Origin of the sequence: Marinobacter sp. OP 3.4, assembly GCF_036224885.1 — a bacterium.
In the GTDB taxonomy this organism is placed as follows: Bacteria; Pseudomonadota; Gammaproteobacteria; order Pseudomonadales; family Oleiphilaceae; genus Marinobacter.
Map to the genome: position 1 here is coordinate 1 of NZ_JAVVLT010000018.1, position 18,946 is coordinate 18,946.

Here is an 18,946-nt window from a genome sequence, read left to right on the forward strand (position 1 = left end):
GAGGCCACCTGGTTCGTGGTGTCATCCACTTCGCGGATGGTGTTGTGGATCTTGCCCACAAAGGCGTTGAACTGGTGCCCCAGTTCCGCCAGTTCATCGTTACCATCGTCCGGCAGGCGGCGGGTAAGGTCGCCTTCCCCCTCGGCAATGTCCTGCATGGTCCGGGTGACATTGCGAAGGGGCACGGTAACCGTGCGGCCCATGAAGACGCCGAAGCCCACGGCGATGATCACAATCACCACGGTGATGCCCAGGATGGTCAGCAGCGCGCTGCTGATCTGCGCGTCAATTTCCTCGCGGGCGGCGGCAATGGTCTCATCCACACTGGTCACGTAGATTCCGGTGCCCATCACCCAGTTCCATTTTTCCAGCTGCAGGGAGTAGGAAATCTTGGGCTCGACGTTGCCGGTAGCGGGGTTCTTCCGTTCGTAGGCGTAGAAACCACCGCCGGATTTTCCGGCCTCAAACAGGTTTCGAAGCAGGGCCTTGGTTTCCGGCGTACTGTTTTTCACATAGCCTTCGGCTGAAGGCTTGGGTCGAAAGGCCAGGTTAAAGGAGTCATGGGTGTAGGCAAAGATATAGTTGTTGTCTCCGAAACCCATGGAACGGATGGTGTCCCGGACACGCAGTTTGGCTTCTTCCTCGTCCAGCGAGGTATCAGTGTAGTCCTCCTCAATCGCCGTCCTGGCGGCCTGCACAATATGCTTCAGGCCCTGCTTGTGGGCTTCCAGCAGGTTCTCGCGAAGACGTTCCACCTCCTGTTCTCCACTTGCCTTTAACTGACTGGCGGTAATCCAGGCGATGACGCCACCTGTCACCAGAACAGGCACCAGAACCGCAATCAGCAGACGTGAACGGATGCGCAGTCGCTCCACGAATTTCATGTTAAAACTCCAAGGTTAAAAGGACATCTGGCCAATAGAATTGCTCGGTTATTATCCGGGTCTGTGGCGGGAGAACCGTTCCAAAATGTAACCCGAAATACATCATTCGTACTGGTATCGGCATCTCCTGTTATAGCTTGAGGGCCTGTTGCCGGGCCGGGCCACACCCCGGGGGTGTCCTTTAGTCAGCGGGAACGAGAGTCACGGTCCCGTTGTTACCCATGATTGGTCCAGGGACGTAAAACCATGTACAGGAAACTGATCCCCGCCCTCTGTCTTTCGTTGTTGATGGCAAGCCTGATAGCAACGGCCAATGCTGCCGTTTCCCAGGCCCAGGCCAACCGCCTGGGCAACAGTCTGACCCCTACGGGTGCCGTTCGTGCCGGTAATTCCGAGGGCACGATTCCCCGCTGGAATGGAGAAGCGATTGATATACCGGATGCCTACGAAGGGACTGGTGACCACCATATCGACCCGTATCCGGAAGATCAGCCCCGCTATGTGGTGACCGTCGACAATCTGGAGGACTATCGGAACGTGGTTCCAGACGGGGCCGCCGCCATGCTGGAAGCCTATCCGGACACCTTCAGGATGCGTGTGTTCCCGACCCGCCGGAATCACACGGTGCCGGAGCACGTGGCGGAGAACACGCGAGACAATGCCACCAGCGCCAGCCTGGTTGACGGGGGCAATGGCGTGCAGGACGCGTTCGGTGGACACCCGTTCCCGATCCTCCACGGCTCCAGTGAGGAAAAGGCCATGCAGGCGATGTGGAATCACATTACCCGCTGGCGTGGTCGGTATACCGAGCGGGAGTTCGCTGAAGTCGTGGTGGTCCAGGGCCAGTTCCGTCCCATCACCATGCGCCAGGAAGTCTTCTTCAACTGGAACAGGGAAGGCGGCAGCGCGGAAACCCTCGACAACATTATCAACTACTACCTGTCCACGGTGCTGGCCCCCGAGCAGTACGCCGGTGGCGGTATCCTGGTGCACGAGACCCTGGATCAGGTAAAGGAACCACGCAAGGCCTGGGGTTTCAGCGCCGGTGAGGTTCGCCGTGCTCCCAGTCTGGCCTACGATGCGCCGATTGCCTCATCCGGCAACCTGCGGACGGTGGACGACACCGATGTCTTCAACGGTGCGCTGGACCGTTACAACTGGGAGTACCAGGGCCTGCATGAAAAGCTGATTCCCTACAACAACTACGACCTGTCCAGTGACCGGTACAGTTACGATGAGGTCCTTGGCGACCATCACCTGAACCCGGACCTGACCCGATGGGAGCTGCACCGGGTGCATGTGGTGGAGGCCACCCTGCGGGAGGATGCCCGCCACCTCTACCACAAGCGGGTGTTCTATATCGACGAGGACAGCTGGAACATCGCCCTGGCGGATCAGTATGACGATGAGGGCAATCTGTGGCGGGTGACCATGGCCATGCTGAAGAACTTCTACGACATGCCGGGGGTGTGGATTGATATCGCCGCTTACCATGACCTCAAGGTCCGCCGTTACCATGTGCAGGGCCTGGTCAACGAGACCGATGGTTCGCGGGTGTTCAGGGACGAATTTCCCGGGAAGCGGTACTTTTCTCCCTTCACCCTGCGCCGGAGGCTGTCGGAGTAAGGTGGTTTGTTAACTGATGTTAAATAAGCGTGATAGGCCGCTCGCCACTGTGTAACAGCGTGTAACCGCCCTGCTTTGAGGTGGCATGTCCATGAAAAATAGTAAAGAATGAGACCAAATCCCATAACGTCTATGAGGCATGCGCGACAGGGGCCTGTGAGTGACAGATACCTGTTATGTCCTCAGAACAATAAGATGGTCTGCCCAGATGTACGAGACTATGCGAAAAAATCTGATCCCCGCACTGTGCATATCATTGCTGGCCATGGTCAGCGTGACTTCCACCCAGGCCGCTGTGTCCCAGAATCAGGCGTATCGCCTGGGTAACAGCCTGACGCCTTTCGGCGCCGTGCGCGCTGGCAATTCAGAGGGCACCATTCCCCGCTGGACCGGTGGTGATACCACGATTCCGGACGGTTACGAGGGAACTGGCGATCACCATATCAACCCGTATCCCGACGACGAGCCCCGCTATGTGGTCACCATCGACAACATCGAAGAGTACCGGGATGTGCTGCCGGACGGTGTGGCGGCGCTGATCAACCGTTACCCGGAAACCTTCAGGGTTCGGGTCTTCCCGACCCGACGGACCCATACCGCGCCCGAGCATATCATTGAGAATACCCGTAGCAACGCTACCTCCGCTTCCCTGGTGGATGGCGGCAACGGTATCCAGGATGCCTTTGGCGGCCATCCGTTCCCGATACTGCATGGCTCCAATGAAGAGCAGGCCATGCAGGCCATGTGGAACCACCTGACCCGGTGGCGTGGCCGGTACATGGAGCGGGAGTATTCCGAAGTGGTTGTGGTCGGGGGTAAGTTCCGCCCGGTCACCATGCGCCAGGAAGTCTTCTTCAACTGGAACAAGGAAGGCGGCAGCGCGGAAACCCTCGACAACATCATCAACTACTACCTGTCCACGGTGATCGCGCCCGAACAGTATGCCGGCGGCGGTATCCTGGTGCATGAAACCCTGGACCAGGTCAAGGAGCCCCGCAAGGCCTGGGGCTTTAGCGCCGGTGACGTGCGCCGTGCTCCCAGTCTCGCCTACGATGCGCCGATTGCGTCCTCCGGCGGCCTGCGTACGGTGGATGACACCGACGTGTTCAACGGTGCCCTTGACCGGTACAACTGGGAATACAAGGGGCTGAAGGAAATGGTTATCCCTTACAATAATTTCCAGATCACCAGTGACGAATACACCTACGACGAAGTGCTTGGTGACCAGCACCTGAACCCGGACCTGATGCGCTGGGAGTTGCACCGGGTGCACGTGGTGGAGGCCAACCTGCGGGAAGATGCCCGCCACCTGTACCACAAGCGGGTGTTCTACATTGACGAGGATAGCTGGAACGTGGCCGTGGTTGACCAGTATGACGACAGCGGCAACCTCTGGCGTGTGACCACCGCCATGCTGAAGAACTTCTACGATATGCCGGGTGTCTGGACGGACCTGGAGGCGTACCACGACCTCCACAAGGGGCTGTACCACGTCATTGGCCTGACCAACGAATCCGACAAGACCCGTACCTTCTCGGATGACTTTCCCGGCAAGCGTTACTTCTCCCCGTTTACCTTGCGGCGGCGTCTCTCCGACCAGTAAGACGACTCGCAGGGCGTGTCACATGGATGTGACTCGACTGGCCATCTCTCCCGACACTTCCCTCCCTGCTCGTTGTGCCGCCGGCGATCCGGGTAACGGTCTCTTTGTTAATTGATGTTAAATAAACGTGACCGGGTGCTCGATGGTGTGTAACAGCATGTGATCTCGCCGGTGCGCACTGGCATGATTCCAGTAAATCGAGAAGGATGAGACCAGATCCCATAATGTCCGCAGGATACACGCGACAGGAGTGGTGACTGTCATGCTCCTGTTTTTGTAGTCATAACAATAAGATGGTCGGTCACTATGTACGAGACTATACCGAAAAAACTGATCCCCGCACTGTGCCTTTCGCTGCTGGTCCTGGCCAGCGTCACAACCTCTCATGCAGCCGTTTCCCAGGCCCAGGCCAACCGCCTCGGTAACAGCCTGACGCCTTTCGGGGCGATTCGGGCCGGGAACCCGGAAGGCACCATCCCCCGCTGGACCGGTGGTGACACCACCATTCCGGATGGCTACCAGGGCAACGGTGACCATCATATCAACCCCTATCCGGATGATGAGCCACGTTATGTGATCACGGCCAATAACCTCAAGGAGTACCGTGATGTGTTGCCGGACGGGGTGGCCGCCCTGATCAACCGGTATCCGGACACCTTCAAGGTACGGGTGTTTCCGACACGCCGGAACCACACAGCACCGGAACACATCATTGACAACACCAGGAGTAATGCCACGTCGTCGTCTCTGGCGGATGGTGGTAACGGCATCAAGAATGCCTTCGGCGGGCACCCATTCCCGATTCTTCACGGTACCAGCGAGGAAAAGGCCAAACAGGCCATCTGGAACCATACCACCCGCTGGCGTGGCCGTTATGTCAAGCGTGAATTTTCCGAGGTTGTGGTCGTTGGCGGTAAGTTCCGCCCGGTGACCATGCGCCAGGAGATATTCTTCAACTGGAACCTGAAAGGCGGTAGTGAAGAAACTCTGGACAATATCGCCAACTACTACCTGTCCACCGTGACCGCGCCGGAGCAGTACGCCGGGGGCGGCATACTGACTCACGACACCCTGGACCAGGTCAAGGAGCCCCGCAAGGCATGGGGGTTCAGTGCCGGTGAAGTGCGGCGGGCTCCCAGCCTGGGCTACGATGCACCCATCGCCTCCTCGGGTGGTCTGCGTACCGTGGATGACACCGACATCTACAACGGCGCGCCGGACCGTTTCAACTGGGAGTACAGGGGGCTTCAGGAAAAGATCATCCCCTACAACAACTTCGAGCTTGGCAGCGACAGGTACACCTACGATGAAGTGCTTGGCGACCAGCACCTGAACCCGGACCTGATGCGCTGGGAACTGCACCGGGTGCATGTGGTGGAGGCCACCCTGAGGGAAGACGCGCGCCACCTGTACCACAAGCGGGTGTTTTATATTGACGAGGACAGCTGGAACATCGCCGTGGCTGATCAGTACGACGACAAGGGTAACCTGTGGCGTGTCTCCACCGGTATGCTCAAGAACTTTTACGATCTGCCCGGCGTGATCAATGCGGTTGATGTCTTCCACGACCTGCATAAGGGCCTGTACCACGTTTCCGGTCTGGTAAACGAATCCGGGCGTGCCCGCCTCTACGAGGACGAATTCCCGGGCAAGCGCTACTTCTCGCCCTTTACCCTGCGTCGCCGTCTCTCCGACCAGTGAGACGATTTTAGAAATGTGTCACAGGGATGTGACACGACTGACCATTTCTCCCTGCACTTCCTCCTCCAGGGTTCCAGACAGCCCCCATTGCTTCCCTTTAATCTGTGTACAGGTTTTCGGCCCTACGACTTCCGAAGGGAAGGGGCCTCCCGCGAAAACATCCTTGTCCGGTTGTACCCGGACAGGCCACAAAAACAACAGATTAAGGCTGACGGAACAATGAAACGGTACAACAAGAACAGATTCTGGCAGATGTCCCTGAGTACTGCGCTGGCGGCGACCCTGTTGGCAGGGTGCGGTGGTGGAGGGGGCTCCGGGTCTGATGACGATCCGATCGAATCGGTGGATACCGAGGTCACGGTCAGCCAGGGGGCCGTGAACGGCACCCTTGAATCGGACATGATCGCCTTCCGGGGTATACCCTATGCGAAACCACCGGTGGGTAATCTGCGTTTCGCGCCACCGGAGCCCGCCGATGCCTGGGACGGCGTGCTCGAGGCTGATGCATTTGGTAACAGTTGTCCCCAGTCCGGCAGTGCCTTCAACGGTTTTGAAGACAGCCTGGACGAGGATTGCCTCTTCCTGAACGTCTACACCCCTGAAAGAGGTAACGATCTGCCGGTCATGGTGTGGATCCATGGCGGTGCCTTTATCACCGGTTCCGGCGGCAGTTCCTATGAGCCCTCACGACTGGTGGCCGAGGATGTGGTGGTGGTCACCATGAACTATCGCCTGGGTATCCTCGGATTCCTGCCGGTGGATGGTCTGCCCGAGGGCAGTGGTCAGTATGGCCTGATGGACCAGCAACTGGCCCTGCAATGGGTACAGGACAATATCGAAGCCTTTGGTGGCAACCCGAACAACGTCACCATCTTCGGTGAATCCGCCGGTGGCCACAGCGTGCTGTCGCAACTGGTCTCCGCGGGGGCCAACACCGGTTCTGAAGGCCTGTTCCACAAGGCGATCGTGCAGAGCGGGGCCTACCAACCAACACAGATTCCCCAGGCCTATGGCGAAGCTGCCATCGGCGACCCAGTGGTGGCTGCCCTAGGCTGTGATGACTCGCCCGATGTGGCAGCCTGCCTGCGGGACGGAGCTATCACCACGGAAGCCATTCTGGCGGCACAGGGCGACCTCTGGTTCAACCCGACCTACGGGGAGGGCATCCTGCCCCATTCGATCCAGGATGCGCTGACCCAGCAGGGGGGAGCCTCTTTCCCCCAAGCCATCCCGGTCATGACCGGCAACAACCTGAACGAAGGCCGCCTGTTCCTGGCGCTGGATGAGGTGTCTGCATTGGTGGCGGGCTCCATGGACACGGTGACGGAAGCGGAATACGAGACCGAAGTAGCAACGCTGCTGGCTTCGGACCCCCGGGGGCTGGATGCTGCCCAAATCGCGGAGGACTATCTGGATACCACGCCGGCAAGCAGCGGTGGCGAACTGACCACCCCCGCCTTCGACGATTCGGCAGGTGATGAGAAGTACACCCTGGCCCTGGCCTCCATCCAGACCTCCTGGCGTTTCGCCTGCAACCAGTTCGACCAGATCGAAAGCCTGTCTGCCCAGGGCGTGAATGCCTTTGGTTACTGGTTCACCGATCAGGAGGCGCCGAGCCTGTTCGGTCCCGAACTCACCGCCGGTCTGAGCTTTGACCTGGGCGCCGCCCATGCCCTGGAAATCCAGTACGTGCTGAACTCCGAAGACACCATGCTGGGCCGGGGCGCCGCTGAGGACCAGATCGCCCTGTCCGAACAGATGATCCAGTACTGGGTCCAGTTCGCCCGCAATGGCGATCCCAGCACCAGCGATGGCACCGCCACCTGGCCCACGTTCGACAACGGAAGCGAACTGATGGAGCTGGAACCGACCACCCTGGGCAGCGATGCCCTGGTGAACGCCAGTGTCGCCCAGGACGCCCACAACTGCGACTACTGGGACAATCCCCCCACTGTAGCGCCCTGATCATGCGGTCCAGCCCGGGGGGGACGCAACGTTGTCTTTCCCGGGCTGGATCGCATGCCCACGTAAAACCCGCTGAACAAAACTTCAGTCTCGCCTGACGCCTGACATTGGAATCTCCTGCTCCAGACAGTCTCCGGCCACGGGATTACCCTCCCTGTGCATACCCATAAAGCGAATGCTCGCTTTATGGGGCAATGACGAAGGAATGGATCGTTCCGAAACAATAACAATGAGGCATTAACATGAAGACACGACAAAACAGGGCCTGGCAGCTGGCGCTCGGGGCTTTTCTTGGCTCGGTACTGCTCACCGGCTGTGGCGGCTCTTCCTCGGGTTCTGATAACGATACCGGCGATGAGCGCCCGGCCACCGTTCGTGAAACCGGGCAAGGCCTGGTAGAGGGTGTCGAGGAGACCTATGGTCTGGCCTTCCGTGGCATCCCTTACGCGCAACCACCCGTTGGCGATCTGCGCTACGCCGACCCGGTGCCCGCCGAGCCCTGGGATGACACCCTGGTGGCCGACGAATTTGGTGGTAGCTGTATCCAGCCCGCCAGCACCTTTGGCGCATCCGAGTCCACCGAGGACTGCCTCTACCTGAACGTGTACACCCCGGAAGACGCCGAGGGCCGACCGGTGATGGTCTGGATCCACGGCGGCGCCTTCGAGACCGGTTCCGGTGGCGCCAGCTACACGCCATCCGGGCTGCTGGAACACGATGTGGTGGTGGTTACCCTGAACTATCGCATGGGCGTGCTGGGCTTCCTGTCCCACCCGGACCTGGACAGCCCCTCCGGCAGCTACGGCATCATGGACCAGCAGTTGGCCCTGCAATGGGTGCAGGACAACATCGCCAGCTTTGGCGGCGACCCGGGTAACGTCACCATTTTCGGTGAGTCCGCCGGCGGGGCCAGCGTGCTGACCCATATTGCCTCGCCCGCCGCCGGAGACCTTTTTCACAAGGCCATTATCCAGAGTGGTGCCTATATCGGTCAGATTGACCAGCCCACCCAGGCAACCATGCAGGCGGCCGGAGACGCTTTCTACAATGGGCTGGGGTGCGATGACATCGCCTGTATCCGCGGCCTGGACGCCCAGACCATCCTGGAGGCCCAGCAGGCGGCCGGGCTGAGCTATGTGCCAAGCCTGCGTTCGGACATCCTGCCAAAGGACGTAAAGACCTCCCTGGCCGACGGGGACTACAACAAGGTTCCGGTGATCGCCGGTAGCAACCTGGACGAAGGCCGGCTGTTTGTGGGTATCGCCGAACTTACCCGGATCGGCGCGCTGATCGAGGGCGGAGCCTCCCCGGAGGACGCCGCAGCCCAGGCTATGCTCAAGGAGGCGGACTATCGTGACGAAGTGGTCACCCTGGTGGGTGAGGATGACGCCGATGCGGTGGTGGCCGAGTACGACACGGCGGACTACGACAATGTCAGCGTCGCGGTGGCTGCCGTCAACACCGACATCCGTTTCGCCTGCCCGTCCGTGCCCCAGCTGCAGCAACTGGCTGCCGGCGGTGAGATGGTGTATGCCTACGAGTTCACGGACCGGGATGCGCCTTCCATTATCCCCGCTGGGAACACCTTCGATCTGGGTGCTGCCCATGCCTTTGAGATCCAGTATGTGTTTGGCAACCGCACCAGCCGGGAGGCCAGGGGCATGACCAACGAAGCCTCGCTGGATCTGGCGGACGCCATGACGGCCTACTGGGCCTCCTTCGCCACCAACGGTGATCCCAACGCCAGCGATGGTACCGGCGTGATGTGGGAGAATGTCCAGGCCAACGACAACATGCTGGAACTGGACCCGGCGCAGATCGGCAACCTGGCGGTGAGTGACTTCTCAACCCGCCACAAGTGCGGATTCTGGGCTGGCCTGTAAGCCGAAGGCAGCAGACCAGGGGGCGCCTTCGGGCGCCCCTTTTTTGTAAAACCCCGCCTCCTCATGAATAATGGAATGCCGTTTCAACAAACAGAAAACCCATCCACGACCTTTCGTAACAGGGGCGTTCCATGAAGACAAGAATCACTGAACTCTTTGGTATCGAGCATCCCATCATCCAGGGCGGCATGCACTGGGTTGGCTATGCGGAGCTCGCCGCCGCCGTGTCCAATGCCGGCGGCCTGGGCATCATCACGGCGCTGACCCAGCCTACCCCGGAAGATCTGGCAAAGGAGATTGCCCGCTGCAGGGAAATGACCGACAAGCCCTTCGGCGTCAACCTGACGTTCCTGCCGTCCTTCAAGGAACCCCCCTATCCCGAGTACATCCAGGCCATTATCGATGGCGGCGTGAAGATCGTGGAAACCGCCGGCCGCAGCCCGGAGAAATACATGCCGGCGCTGCATGAGGCGGGCATCAAGGTGATCCACAAGTGCACCTCCGTACGCCATGCCCTCAAGGCCCAGAAGATCGGCTGCGACGCGGTGAGTGTCGACGGCTTCGAGTGCGGCGGTCATCCGGGCGAGGACGACATCCCCAACTTCATCCTGCTGCCCCGGGCCGCCGAGGAACTGGACATTCCGTTCGTGGCGTCTGGCGGTATGGCCGATGCCCGCAGCCTGGTGGCGGCCATGGCCCTGGGGGCCGATGGCATGAACATGGGCACCCGTTTCCTGGCCACCCGGGAGGCCCCGGTCCACGATCGCGTCAAGGAAACCATCGTCGAGTCCGACGAGCTGCAGACCCGCCTGGTGATGCGCCCGCTGCGTAACACCGAGCGTGTCATGAAGAACGCCGCCGTGGACGAGATCCTGCGCATCGAGAATGAGAAGGGTGCCGACACCCAGATCGACGATATCCGCCACCTGGTCACCGGCGCCAAGGGCAAGATGGTGCTGCACGAAGGCAAGATGGACGAGGCGGCCTGGAGCTGCGGCATGGTGGCCGGCCTGATCCATGATGTGCCATCCTGTGAGGAACTGATCAACCGCATCATGGGCGAAGCGGACGAGATTATCCGTGGTCGCCTGATGGGCAGCCTCTAAGGGAGATGGAACCATGGCAGACGTAAACCTGCTCACTGACGGTGGCCGTTTTTTCGAGGGCCCCCGCTGGCGGGACGACCGCTGGTGGGTATCGGATTTCTACCGCCATGCCATCTACACGGTGACCATGGACGGTCTGGTGGAGAAGGTGGCGGATGTGCCCCAGCAGCCCTCCGGCCTGGGCTGGCTACCGGACGACTCGCTGCTGTATGTCTCCATGGTGGACCAGAAGGTCATGCGCCGGACGCCGGATGGAAAGGTATCGGAATACGCCGACCTGTCCGGCCATGCCACCGGTCATGTCAATGACCTGGTGGTGGCCAATGATGGCAATGTCTGGGTGGGCAATTTCGGCTTCGACCTGATGGAAGGGGCCGACCTGGAGCCCGCGAAGCTGGTGCGTATCGCTCCCGACGGTCAGCTCAGTGTCGCGGCGGAGGATCTCTACTTCCCCAACGGCATGGTGATCACCCCGGATCAGAAGACCCTGGTGGTGGGTGAGACCTTCGGCAACCGCATGACCGCCTTCACCATTGCCGACGATGGCGAACTGTATGACCGCCGCGACTGGGCGGAATTCGGCCCGAGGCCTTCACCCGGCCCCCGTGCCGATATGCTCAAGCAGCTTAGTATCGGCCCGGACGGTTGCGGCATGGATGCCGAGGGCCAGATCTGGATTGCCGACGCCTTCAACCAGCGCTGCATCCGGGTGGCGGAAGGCGGGGAGATCACCGACGAGATCCCGGCGCCGGACGGCCTGGGCGTCTTTGCCTGCATGCTGGGCGACACCGATGGCCGTACACTGCTGATGTGCTGCGCCCCGGACTCCTCCGCCAAGCGCCGCAAGCAGGCCGAGGAAGCCGCCCTCTACACCGCCCGGGTGTCGGTGCCCCACGCCGGCAACCCCTGATCGGCAATGCCGGCACATCACGCCAGTTCCCGCCCCGGGGCTGGCGTGATGCTTTCCTCTGGAGTGATACGTCCCCTGGCGTGATACATTTGTGACAGAACACGGACACACTGTTTAATCGACTGTGAGGAAGCCGTGACGGGGTCTCTCCATACTCGGGTCTTGAACAGGTAAGCACCTGATTCACCAAACCGACCTCAAGGAGAGAACCATGAAAACCCTCGCACTGACCTTTACCCTGCTGCTGGCCGCCCTGTCCACCCACACCCTGGCGGGTGACATGGAAAAAGACGCCATGGACGACGACATGATGGAAGACAAGGCCATGCATGACGATGACATGATGGACGACCATGGCGACGACATGATGAAAAAGGACGACGCCATGTCCGATGACACCATGATGGACGACGACCACGGCAAGACTTCCATGGACGACGATGCCATGATGGAAGACTCCATGGACGACCAATAACGGAGCGACACTTGAGCCGCACGGTACTGATCATCGAGGATAGCCCCGGCATCGCCGAACTGGTGCGGATGCATATCCAGGACCTGGGTATGCACCCGGTGCTGGCGGACCGGGGAGACACCGGCCTGGACCGTTTCCGGGAGGGTGGGGTGGACCTGGTTATCCTCGACCTGATGCTGCCCGGCCTGGACGGGCTGACGGTGTGCCGTGAAATCAGGGCCGGTACCGACTACGTGCCGGTGCTGATGCTCACCGCCAAGAGCACCGAGCTGGACCGGGTGCTGGGCCTGGAAATGGGCGCGGACGACTATCTCACCAAGCCCTTCAGCGTGGCCGAGCTGGCCGCCCGGGTGAAGGCGCTGTTCCGCCGCGTGGACGCCATGGCGAAACAGGACACGTCCAGCGGAACGGACGAGGAAATCGTCCGCAGTGGTCTCAGGATCGACCCGGCCAGACGGCGGGTGGAGGTCCATGGTGAGGCCATCGACCTGACCGCCCGGGAGTTCGACCTGCTCTGGCACTTCGCCGCCAACCCCGGCCGGGTGTTCAGCCGCAGTCAGTTGCTGGATGCGGTCTGGGGTTACAACCACGACGGCTACGAACATACCGTCAATACCCACATCAACCGCCTGCGCGGCAAGATCGAGCGTGACCCCGCCCACCCCGAATTCGTGGAAACCGTCTGGGGTGTTGGTTACCGGCTGCGGGATTGAATGATGCGCAATAGTCTGTTTGCCCGGCTCTCGTTTGGCCTCTTCCTGCTGCTGCTGGCGGTGGGGGTGCTGTTCACCCTGTTTGGTCTGGCGTCCCTGAAACAGTACAACGCCTCCCTGGACCAGGAACTGAACCGGGACCTGGCCAAACGGCTGGTGGCGGACCGTAACCTGGTGGCCGATGGTGAACTGGACCAGCAGGCCCTGAAAGCCCTGTTCGAACTCTACATGACCATCAACCCCAGCATCGAAATCTATCTGCTGGATACCGAAGGCCGCATCCTGTCCTACTCCGCCGATCCCAGCAAGATCAAGCGTAACCGGGTGTCCCTGGAACCCATCCACCGGTTGCTCGGTGACATGGCGGAGTACCCGGTACTGGGTGACGACCCCCGCAGCCACGACCGCCGCAAGGTCTTCTCCGTCACCCCGGTGCCCTCCGAGGAACGGCGGGAAGGCTACCTGTACGTGGTGCTCCGGGGGGAGGAATACGACGCCGCCGAGGCCATGGCCCGCAGTGGCCACTACATGGAGATGGCCGCCTGGGCCATGGGCGTGAGCCTGGTGGTGGTGCTGCTGGCGGGCCTGGCCATCTTCCGCCTGCTGACCCGGCGCCTGACCCGTCTGACCGGGCTGGTGGCGGAGTTCGAGCACAGCGACATGAGCCGGGAGCCAAGGAAAACCTGGCGCCAGCAGCGACCGGTGATCCGGGACGAGATCGACTACCTGGGGGCCACCTTCGACGACATGGCCAGCCGCATCACCTCCCAGATCCGCCAGCTCCAGGACAAGGACGCCCAGCGCCGACGCCTGGTGGCCCAGGTGTCCCACGACCTGCGTACCCCGCTGGCCTCCATGCAGGGCTATATCGAGAGCCTGCGCCTGCGGTCCGAACGCCTGAGTCCGGAGGAGCGTGAAGCCTTCCTGGATATCGCCCTGCGGGAGAGCCGGCGTCTGGGCAGGCTGGTGGACGAACTGTTCGAACTGGCCTCCCTGGAGGCCTGTGAACGGCAACCGGAGACGGAACCCTTCGCCCTGGCGGAGCTGGTCCATGATGTGGTCCAGAAACACCAGCAGGAAGCCGCACGCCGTAATGTCACCCTGACCGTCACCGGTGATCCGGCGATGCCCCTGGCCATTGGCGACGTGGCCATGACCGAACGGGTGCTGGACAACCTGATCGGCAACGCCCTGGCCTACAGCCCCCAGGGGGGCACGGTGGAGCTGGCCCTGGCCGGCGGCACGGTGCCGGCGGTGGCGGTGCGGGACACCGGCCCGGGTATTCCGGAGCAGGAACTGCCCCATGTCTTCGACCCCTTCTTCCGGGGCAACCAGGAATCGGCCGGGGATGAGGGACTCCATGCCGGGCTGGGCCTGGCCATCGCCCGGCGCATCATGACCCTGCAACAGGGGGATATCCGCGCCGGCAACCGCGCGGGCGGCGGCGCTGAATTCCGGATCGTTCTGCCTGTCCAACACTCATCCACATCGTTATGAATTCGTAATAACTCCGGGAACAAGGCGTTAGGCCCGGCCCTCAAAATGACAGGGTCATTGTTAAGGAGGCATTGAGATGAAACGCATTGTACTAGCCACCCTGGTTGCCGTACCCCTGACGCTGGCGGCCGTGTCGTCCGCGGTCCTGGCCCAGCGGGGGGACGATTCCATCCACGCCCCGGATGACCCCGACCTGGCGGTGGCCACCTTCGCCGGTGGCTGCTTCTGGTGTGTCGAGGCGGGCTTCGAGAAGATTCCCGGGGTGGTGGAGGCGGTCTCCGGCTATGCCGGTGGTTCCGAACCCTCACCCACCTATGAGCAGGTGTCCTCCGGCCGCACCGGTCACACCGAGGCGGTGCAGGTCTACTACGACCCCGACGAAATGACCTACGAAGGGCTGCTGGAAGGCTTCTGGCGCTTCATGGACCCCACCGACGCCGACGGCCAGTTCGTGGACCGGGGCAAGCAGTACCGCCCGGCGATCTTCTACCATAACGAGGAACAGCAACAGTTGGCGGAGGCCTCCAAACAGGCGCTGGCGGAATCCGGTCGTTATGACGAGCCAGTGGTGATCGAAATCACCGAACTGGACCAGTTCTACGAGGCCGAGGATTACCACCAGGACTACTACAAGAAGAATCCGATTCGCTACAAGGTTTACACCTTTAACAGCGGCCGCTTCCAGTTCATTGACGAATACTGGACGGAGGAAGAGCAGGATGTGGATTTCTCCCGCTATCAGCCGGGCGCCGACAGCAGCGGTAACAGCGCCAGTGGTTCCGCAGCGGCCAGCCGGATTGTCACCAGCCCCGGCTTTGACCCGGACACCTTCACCATGCCGGATGACGACACCCTGCGGGAAAAACTGACCGACCTGCAGTACGAGGTCACCCGGGAAGACGGCACCGAGCGGGCCTTCGACAATGCCTACTGGGACAACAAGGAGCCGGGCCTGTACGTGGACATCATCTCCGGCGAGCCGCTGTTTTCCTCCCGGGACCAGTACAAGTCCGGTACCGGCTGGCCCAGCTTTACCCGGCCCATTACCCCGGATGCCGTGGTGGAAAAGGAGGACAACAAACTGTGGATGACCCGCACCGAAATCCGCAGTGTCCATGCCGACTCCCATGTGGGGCATGTGTTCAATGACGGTCCGCCGCCCACCGGTCTGCGCTACTGCATGAACTCCGCCGCCCTGGCCTTTATTCCCCTGGATGAGATGGAAGCGGCCGGCTACGGCGAGTATATCGACCGGGTGCGGGAAGAGTAGGCCAGCGAATTAACCGCACGGCACACTAGAGCCAGAGGTCTCTGACCGTTGTTTCCGGTGAGAAGTGATGGCGGATCTGCGCCTGCAGCAACTCGGCGGTGGCAATGGCGTCGATCAGGGCGTTATGGCCGGGGTAGTGGGGCAGGTGGTAACGCAGCCGGCTGTCCGGCAACCGAATGGACACCGGCTTCTTTCCCATTAACTGCTGCCAGCGGGTGGGGTTGCGGTTCGGGTTCAGGTGGGCCTCGATGGCCATGGTATCGATCACCGGGAACTGGATGCCCTCCTGCAGTCGCCACCGCATGGCCACGTCGAAGAAGGGGCGTTCGATCGCCCGGTAGTGCACCACCACGATCCGGCCCGCCAGGGCCGGCAACAGCTCGGACAGTATCTCCCCGAAGTCTGGCGCATGCTCGATGTCGGAATGGGTGATGCCGTGGATGGTCACGGATTCCTGGTGCAGCGGCAGGTGCGGCCTGACCACCCAGTGCCGGGCCCCCGACAGGCGGATCCGGTCCAGGGTGAAGGGTACCAGGCCGACGCTGACGATGGAGTGCTCATCCGGGTCCAGGCCGGTGGTTTCGAAATCCAGGGCCACCATCGGTACATCCGACATGGGCGTGGCCGGGGCCACGCAGCCCGCCTCGTAAAAGGTCTTCAGGCGCGGGTCACGGGTGTCGGCGGCCAGTGCCGCCATCCGGTCCGGCCAATCCTTATCGGCAAGGCCATCCGTACTGTGGTCGTCGTCCTGCCTGTTCATGGTCCTCCTGTTATCCGGTGCCCCGCCGGATACGTTAGCGGGGCATATTGGCGTTGTAGCGGTAGCGCAGGAATTTCTGTGCCTGGCTGACAATCTGGAAGGCGTCCTTCAGGTGGCTGCGCTCGAACGGCGACAGGTCTTCCGGGCGCACGTTGTTGTCCGGTTCGCGGCCGTCCTCCATGGCCAGGGCCTGGTGGCGGATACGCACGATGGCAATGAACTCCAGGGCATCCCGCAGGTTGCCGACACCGTCTTCCGGCAGCAGTCGTGTCCGGGCGATGTCCTGCAGCCGGGTAAAGGAGTTCTGCCGACGAGAGCCGCAGGCCAGGGCGTGAACCCGGATCAGGTCGGAAACCGGTGCCGTGCCCCGGCGCTTGAGGTTGAAGGTCTTGCGCTGCCGGCCTCCCTCCTCAAGCATGAACTGGCGGAAAAAGCCAAGGGGGGGCGTGCGGTTAATGGCGTTACGGGCCATCATGGACAGGAAGCGCTGACTGTTCTGGGCCTTGGTGGCAATCAGGTCCTGCAGGGCCTTGGCGTAGCTCATTTCACCGTGCACCCCATCCAGGTCGAAGAAGATGTTGCTGTTCAGCAGGGCCTCCGCCTTGGGGTTCTCGATCCAGTCGGTGAAATAGCCCTTCCAGACCGACAGCGGCTGGCGCCACTGTTTGTTGGTGGCCATGATATCGCCGGTGCAATAGGCGTAGCCGCATTGCGCCAGGCCATCGCTGACGAACTTGGCCAGGGCCAGGAAATACTCGTCGTGCTGTTCGGGGTCGAAACTGTCATCCAGCACCATGGCGTTGTCCTGGTCGGTGACGATCAGTTGCTCGTCCCGTGCCATGGAGCCCAGCGCCAGGAAGCAGTAGGGCACCGGCGGTGGTCCCAGTTTTTCCTCCCCCAGTTCCAGCAGGCGCTGGGTGAAGCTGCGACCGATGCCGGCCATGGCACTGCCGATCATGTGGGAGTTGGCGTCCTCGTGGACCATGCGGATGAAACTGGCCTTCACATCCTTGCTGACCGCCTTCAGCCCCTCCACATCCTGCTGGCGATAGATGTTGCTGACCACGTACAGGCTGTTCTGGGACTCGTACTTCATGATGTCCGACAGGGCGATGACACCCCGGGGTTTGCCGTGGTCCATCACCGGCAGGTGGTGCACATTGTTGTGCAGCATCATCAGCATGGCCTCGAAAATATAGGCGTCGGCACGAATGGTGATCAGCTCCCGGGACATGATGTCGGCGACGGGCGTTTCCGAGGGCAGGGCATCAGCCACGGCGCGGGAACGCAGGTCCCGGTCGGTGATGATGCCCACCAGGTCACCCTCATGCTCGCCGCTGCCCTCCACCAGTGGCAGTGCCGACACGCGCTCTTTGGTCATGATGTGGGCGGCTTCCTGCAGGCGGACGGTGGAGGCGGCCATCACCGGTTCCCGGTTGATCAGCCGGGATACCTTTGAGGTCATCAGTTCATTGCCCTTCTGCGACTGGTTGACGGCGGTGCGCAGGCGGCTCTGGTCCTCGAGTTCCACGAAATCCGCGAACGCATCCTGGGTGTCGAACAGGTGCTGGAACATGGACAGGGGGATCAGGTACACCAGGGTGTCTTCCAGGGCGGTGGCCGGGAAGCGGACCTGGCGCCCGGTGAGCAGGCCGAACTGGCCGAAGAGCTCGCCTTCCCCCAGACGGCTGTAGAGTTCGCCCGAGCGCCGGTAAAGTTCCACCGCGCCGCTGCGGATGTAGTGGAGGTCGGTATTCTTCTGGCCCAGCTCCAGGATCCGGGAGCCGGCCCGGAAGTAGGCAATTTCGATGCTGCCGGCGATGTCGTCCAGCACGGACTCGGGCAGCCCGTCGAAGGGGGCATGCTGTTGCATGTGATTCCGGATGTCGATCAGTTCCGCTTGCATTGTCGGGCCTGTATTCCTGTACTGACGTTTGGGTTCCCGGAGGTTGCCTGGTGGCCGCTCTGGCCCGCCAGGGTCAATTTATGCAATATAGCAGGCCAACAAGGGGGGCGGCGAATGAGCAATAAGGCCAATAAGGTACTGGTACTGGGCGGCGTCCGGTCAGGCAAGTCGGCACTGGCGGAGCGCCTGGCCGGCCAGACTGGCGGACCGGTGGTCTACCTGGCGACCGCCACGGCGGGCGATGAGGAGATGGCGGACCGCATTGCCCGGCACCAGCAGCAGCGGCCCGACGACTGGGGGCTGGTGGAGGAGCCGGTGGACCTGGCGGCGGTGCTGGAGACCCAGGGGCAACAGCAGCCCGCCCCCGGACTGCTCATTGACTGCATGAGCCTGTGGATGAACAACCTGCTGCAGGAACCGCAACACCGGTTTTCCGGCCATCGCCAGGCCTTCCTGGATACCCTGTCGGACTACCCGGGGCCGGTGGTGATTGTCAGCAACGAAGTGGGGCTGGGCATCATCGGCATGGATTCGCTCACCCGACGCTTTGCCGATGAGCTGGGGTGGCTCAACCAGGACCTGGCCAACCGTTGCGACCGGGTGATCATGAGTGTCGCCGGGCTGGAGTTGCCCCTCAAGTGATGGCC

At 61.6% G+C, this 18,946-nt stretch carries 15 protein-coding genes; 12 read left to right on the top strand and 3 right to left on the bottom strand.

Features of this window, described 5'->3' with window-relative positions; translation table 11 throughout:
• On the bottom strand, positions 1-884 hold an 884-nt coding region (locus RO069_RS02870), incomplete at its 3' end, for a cache domain-containing protein (protein ID WP_328185231.1).
• Positions 885-1,130: 246 nt separating this feature from the next.
• On the opposite strand from RO069_RS02870, the gene RO069_RS02875 reads away from it, so the two are divergent.
• From RO069_RS02875 to msrA, 11 genes are all read left to right on the top strand, one after another.
• On the top strand, positions 1,131-2,510 hold the full coding sequence (locus tag RO069_RS02875; RefSeq protein ID WP_328185232.1) for a DUF1329 domain-containing protein: 1,380 nt from the start codon (positions 1,131-1,133) through the stop codon (positions 2,508-2,510).
• Between the two features lie 220 nt (positions 2,511-2,730).
• On the top strand, positions 2,731-4,113 hold the full coding sequence (locus tag RO069_RS02880; protein ID WP_328185233.1) for a DUF1329 domain-containing protein: 1,383 nt from the start codon (positions 2,731-2,733) through the stop codon (positions 4,111-4,113).
• Positions 4,114-4,419: 306 nt separating this feature from the next.
• Positions 4,420-5,814: a DUF1329 domain-containing protein gene (locus RO069_RS02885; RefSeq protein WP_328185234.1), complete on the top strand. Its 1,395-nt coding sequence runs from the start codon at positions 4,420-4,422 to the stop codon at positions 5,812-5,814.
• A 252-nt stretch (positions 5,815-6,066) separates the two neighbouring features.
• The gene (locus RO069_RS02890) at positions 6,067-7,779 is read left to right on the top strand and encodes a carboxylesterase/lipase family protein (RefSeq protein WP_328185235.1); all 1,713 of its coding nucleotides are present in this window, start codon (positions 6,067-6,069) and stop codon (positions 7,777-7,779) included.
• Positions 7,780-8,021: 242 nt separating this feature from the next.
• Positions 8,022-9,662 carry a carboxylesterase/lipase family protein gene (locus RO069_RS02895; RefSeq protein ID WP_328185236.1) on the top strand — a complete coding sequence of 547 codons (1,641 nt, stop codon included), beginning with the start codon at positions 8,022-8,024 and terminating at the stop codon, positions 9,660-9,662.
• Between the two features lie 131 nt (positions 9,663-9,793).
• Entirely contained in the window at positions 9,794-10,768 is a 975-nt protein-coding gene (locus tag RO069_RS02900) for an NAD(P)H-dependent flavin oxidoreductase (protein WP_328185237.1), read from the top strand.
• 13 nt (positions 10,769-10,781) lie between these two features.
• Complete coding sequence (locus RO069_RS02905; RefSeq protein ID WP_328185238.1) at positions 10,782-11,678, top strand: SMP-30/gluconolactonase/LRE family protein; 897 nt, start codon at positions 10,782-10,784, stop codon at positions 11,676-11,678.
• 211 nt (positions 11,679-11,889) lie between these two features.
• Positions 11,890-12,153 carry a hypothetical protein gene (locus RO069_RS02910; RefSeq protein WP_328185239.1) on the top strand — a complete coding sequence of 88 codons (264 nt, stop codon included), beginning with the start codon at positions 11,890-11,892 and terminating at the stop codon, positions 12,151-12,153.
• 11 nt (positions 12,154-12,164) lie between these two features.
• On the top strand, positions 12,165-12,866 hold the full coding sequence (locus tag RO069_RS02915; protein WP_328185240.1) for a response regulator transcription factor: 702 nt from the start codon (positions 12,165-12,167) through the stop codon (positions 12,864-12,866).
• Positions 12,867-12,869: 3 nt separating this feature from the next.
• Positions 12,870-14,363 (top strand): ATP-binding protein, encoded by a 1,494-nt coding sequence (locus RO069_RS02920; RefSeq protein WP_328185241.1) that lies wholly within the window; start codon positions 12,870-12,872, stop codon positions 14,361-14,363.
• Between the two features lie 76 nt (positions 14,364-14,439).
• On the top strand, positions 14,440-15,633 hold the full coding sequence (gene msrA / locus RO069_RS02925; protein ID WP_328185242.1) for a peptide-methionine (S)-S-oxide reductase MsrA: 1,194 nt from the start codon (positions 14,440-14,442) through the stop codon (positions 15,631-15,633).
• Positions 15,634-15,658: 25 nt separating this feature from the next.
• Here the strand turns inward: msrA and RO069_RS02930 are convergent, their stop codons facing one another.
• Together RO069_RS02930 and RO069_RS02935 are read right to left on the bottom strand one after the other, a co-directional pair.
• On the bottom strand, positions 15,659-16,393 hold the full coding sequence (locus tag RO069_RS02930) for a 3'-5' exonuclease (RefSeq protein ID WP_328185243.1): 735 nt from the start codon (positions 16,391-16,393) through the stop codon (positions 15,659-15,661).
• Positions 16,394-16,427: 34 nt separating this feature from the next.
• Entirely contained in the window at positions 16,428-18,299 is a 1,872-nt protein-coding gene (locus RO069_RS02935) for a DUF294 nucleotidyltransferase-like domain-containing protein (RefSeq protein ID WP_328185244.1), read from the bottom strand.
• A gap of 114 nt (positions 18,300-18,413) precedes the next feature.
• Here RO069_RS02935 and cobU point away from each other — a divergent pair, with 114 nt between their 5' ends.
• Positions 18,414-18,941 carry a bifunctional adenosylcobinamide kinase/adenosylcobinamide-phosphate guanylyltransferase gene (cobU, locus tag RO069_RS02940; RefSeq protein WP_328185245.1) on the top strand — a complete coding sequence of 176 codons (528 nt, stop codon included), beginning with the start codon at positions 18,414-18,416 and terminating at the stop codon, positions 18,939-18,941.
• Positions 18,942-18,946 lie beyond the last annotated feature (5 nt).

Coding starts and splice junctions, on each gene's coding strand:
- RO069_RS02875 (WP_328185232.1), top strand. CDS start 1,131: ATGTACAGGAAACTGATCCCCGCCCTCTGTCTTTCGTTGTTGATGGCA.
- RO069_RS02880 (WP_328185233.1), top strand. CDS start 2,731: ATGCGAAAAAATCTGATCCCCGCACTGTGCATATCATTGCTGGCCATG.
- RO069_RS02885 (WP_328185234.1), top strand. CDS start 4,420: ATGTACGAGACTATACCGAAAAAACTGATCCCCGCACTGTGCCTTTCG.
- RO069_RS02890 (WP_328185235.1), top strand. CDS start 6,067: ATGTCCCTGAGTACTGCGCTGGCGGCGACCCTGTTGGCAGGGTGCGGT.
- RO069_RS02895 (WP_328185236.1), top strand. CDS start 8,022: ATGAAGACACGACAAAACAGGGCCTGGCAGCTGGCGCTCGGGGCTTTT.
- RO069_RS02900 (WP_328185237.1), top strand. CDS start 9,794: ATGAAGACAAGAATCACTGAACTCTTTGGTATCGAGCATCCCATCATC.
- RO069_RS02905 (WP_328185238.1), top strand. CDS start 10,782: ATGGCAGACGTAAACCTGCTCACTGACGGTGGCCGTTTTTTCGAGGGC.
- RO069_RS02910 (WP_328185239.1), top strand. CDS start 11,890: ATGAAAACCCTCGCACTGACCTTTACCCTGCTGCTGGCCGCCCTGTCC.
- RO069_RS02920 (WP_328185241.1), top strand. CDS start 12,870: ATGCGCAATAGTCTGTTTGCCCGGCTCTCGTTTGGCCTCTTCCTGCTG.
- msrA (WP_328185242.1), top strand. CDS start 14,440: ATGAAACGCATTGTACTAGCCACCCTGGTTGCCGTACCCCTGACGCTG.
- RO069_RS02930 (WP_328185243.1), bottom strand. CDS start 16,393: ATGAACAGGCAGGACGACGACCACAGTACGGATGGCCTTGCCGATAAG.
- RO069_RS02935 (WP_328185244.1), bottom strand. CDS start 18,299: ATGCAAGCGGAACTGATCGACATCCGGAATCACATGCAACAGCATGCC.
- cobU (WP_328185245.1), top strand. CDS start 18,414: ATGAGCAATAAGGCCAATAAGGTACTGGTACTGGGCGGCGTCCGGTCA.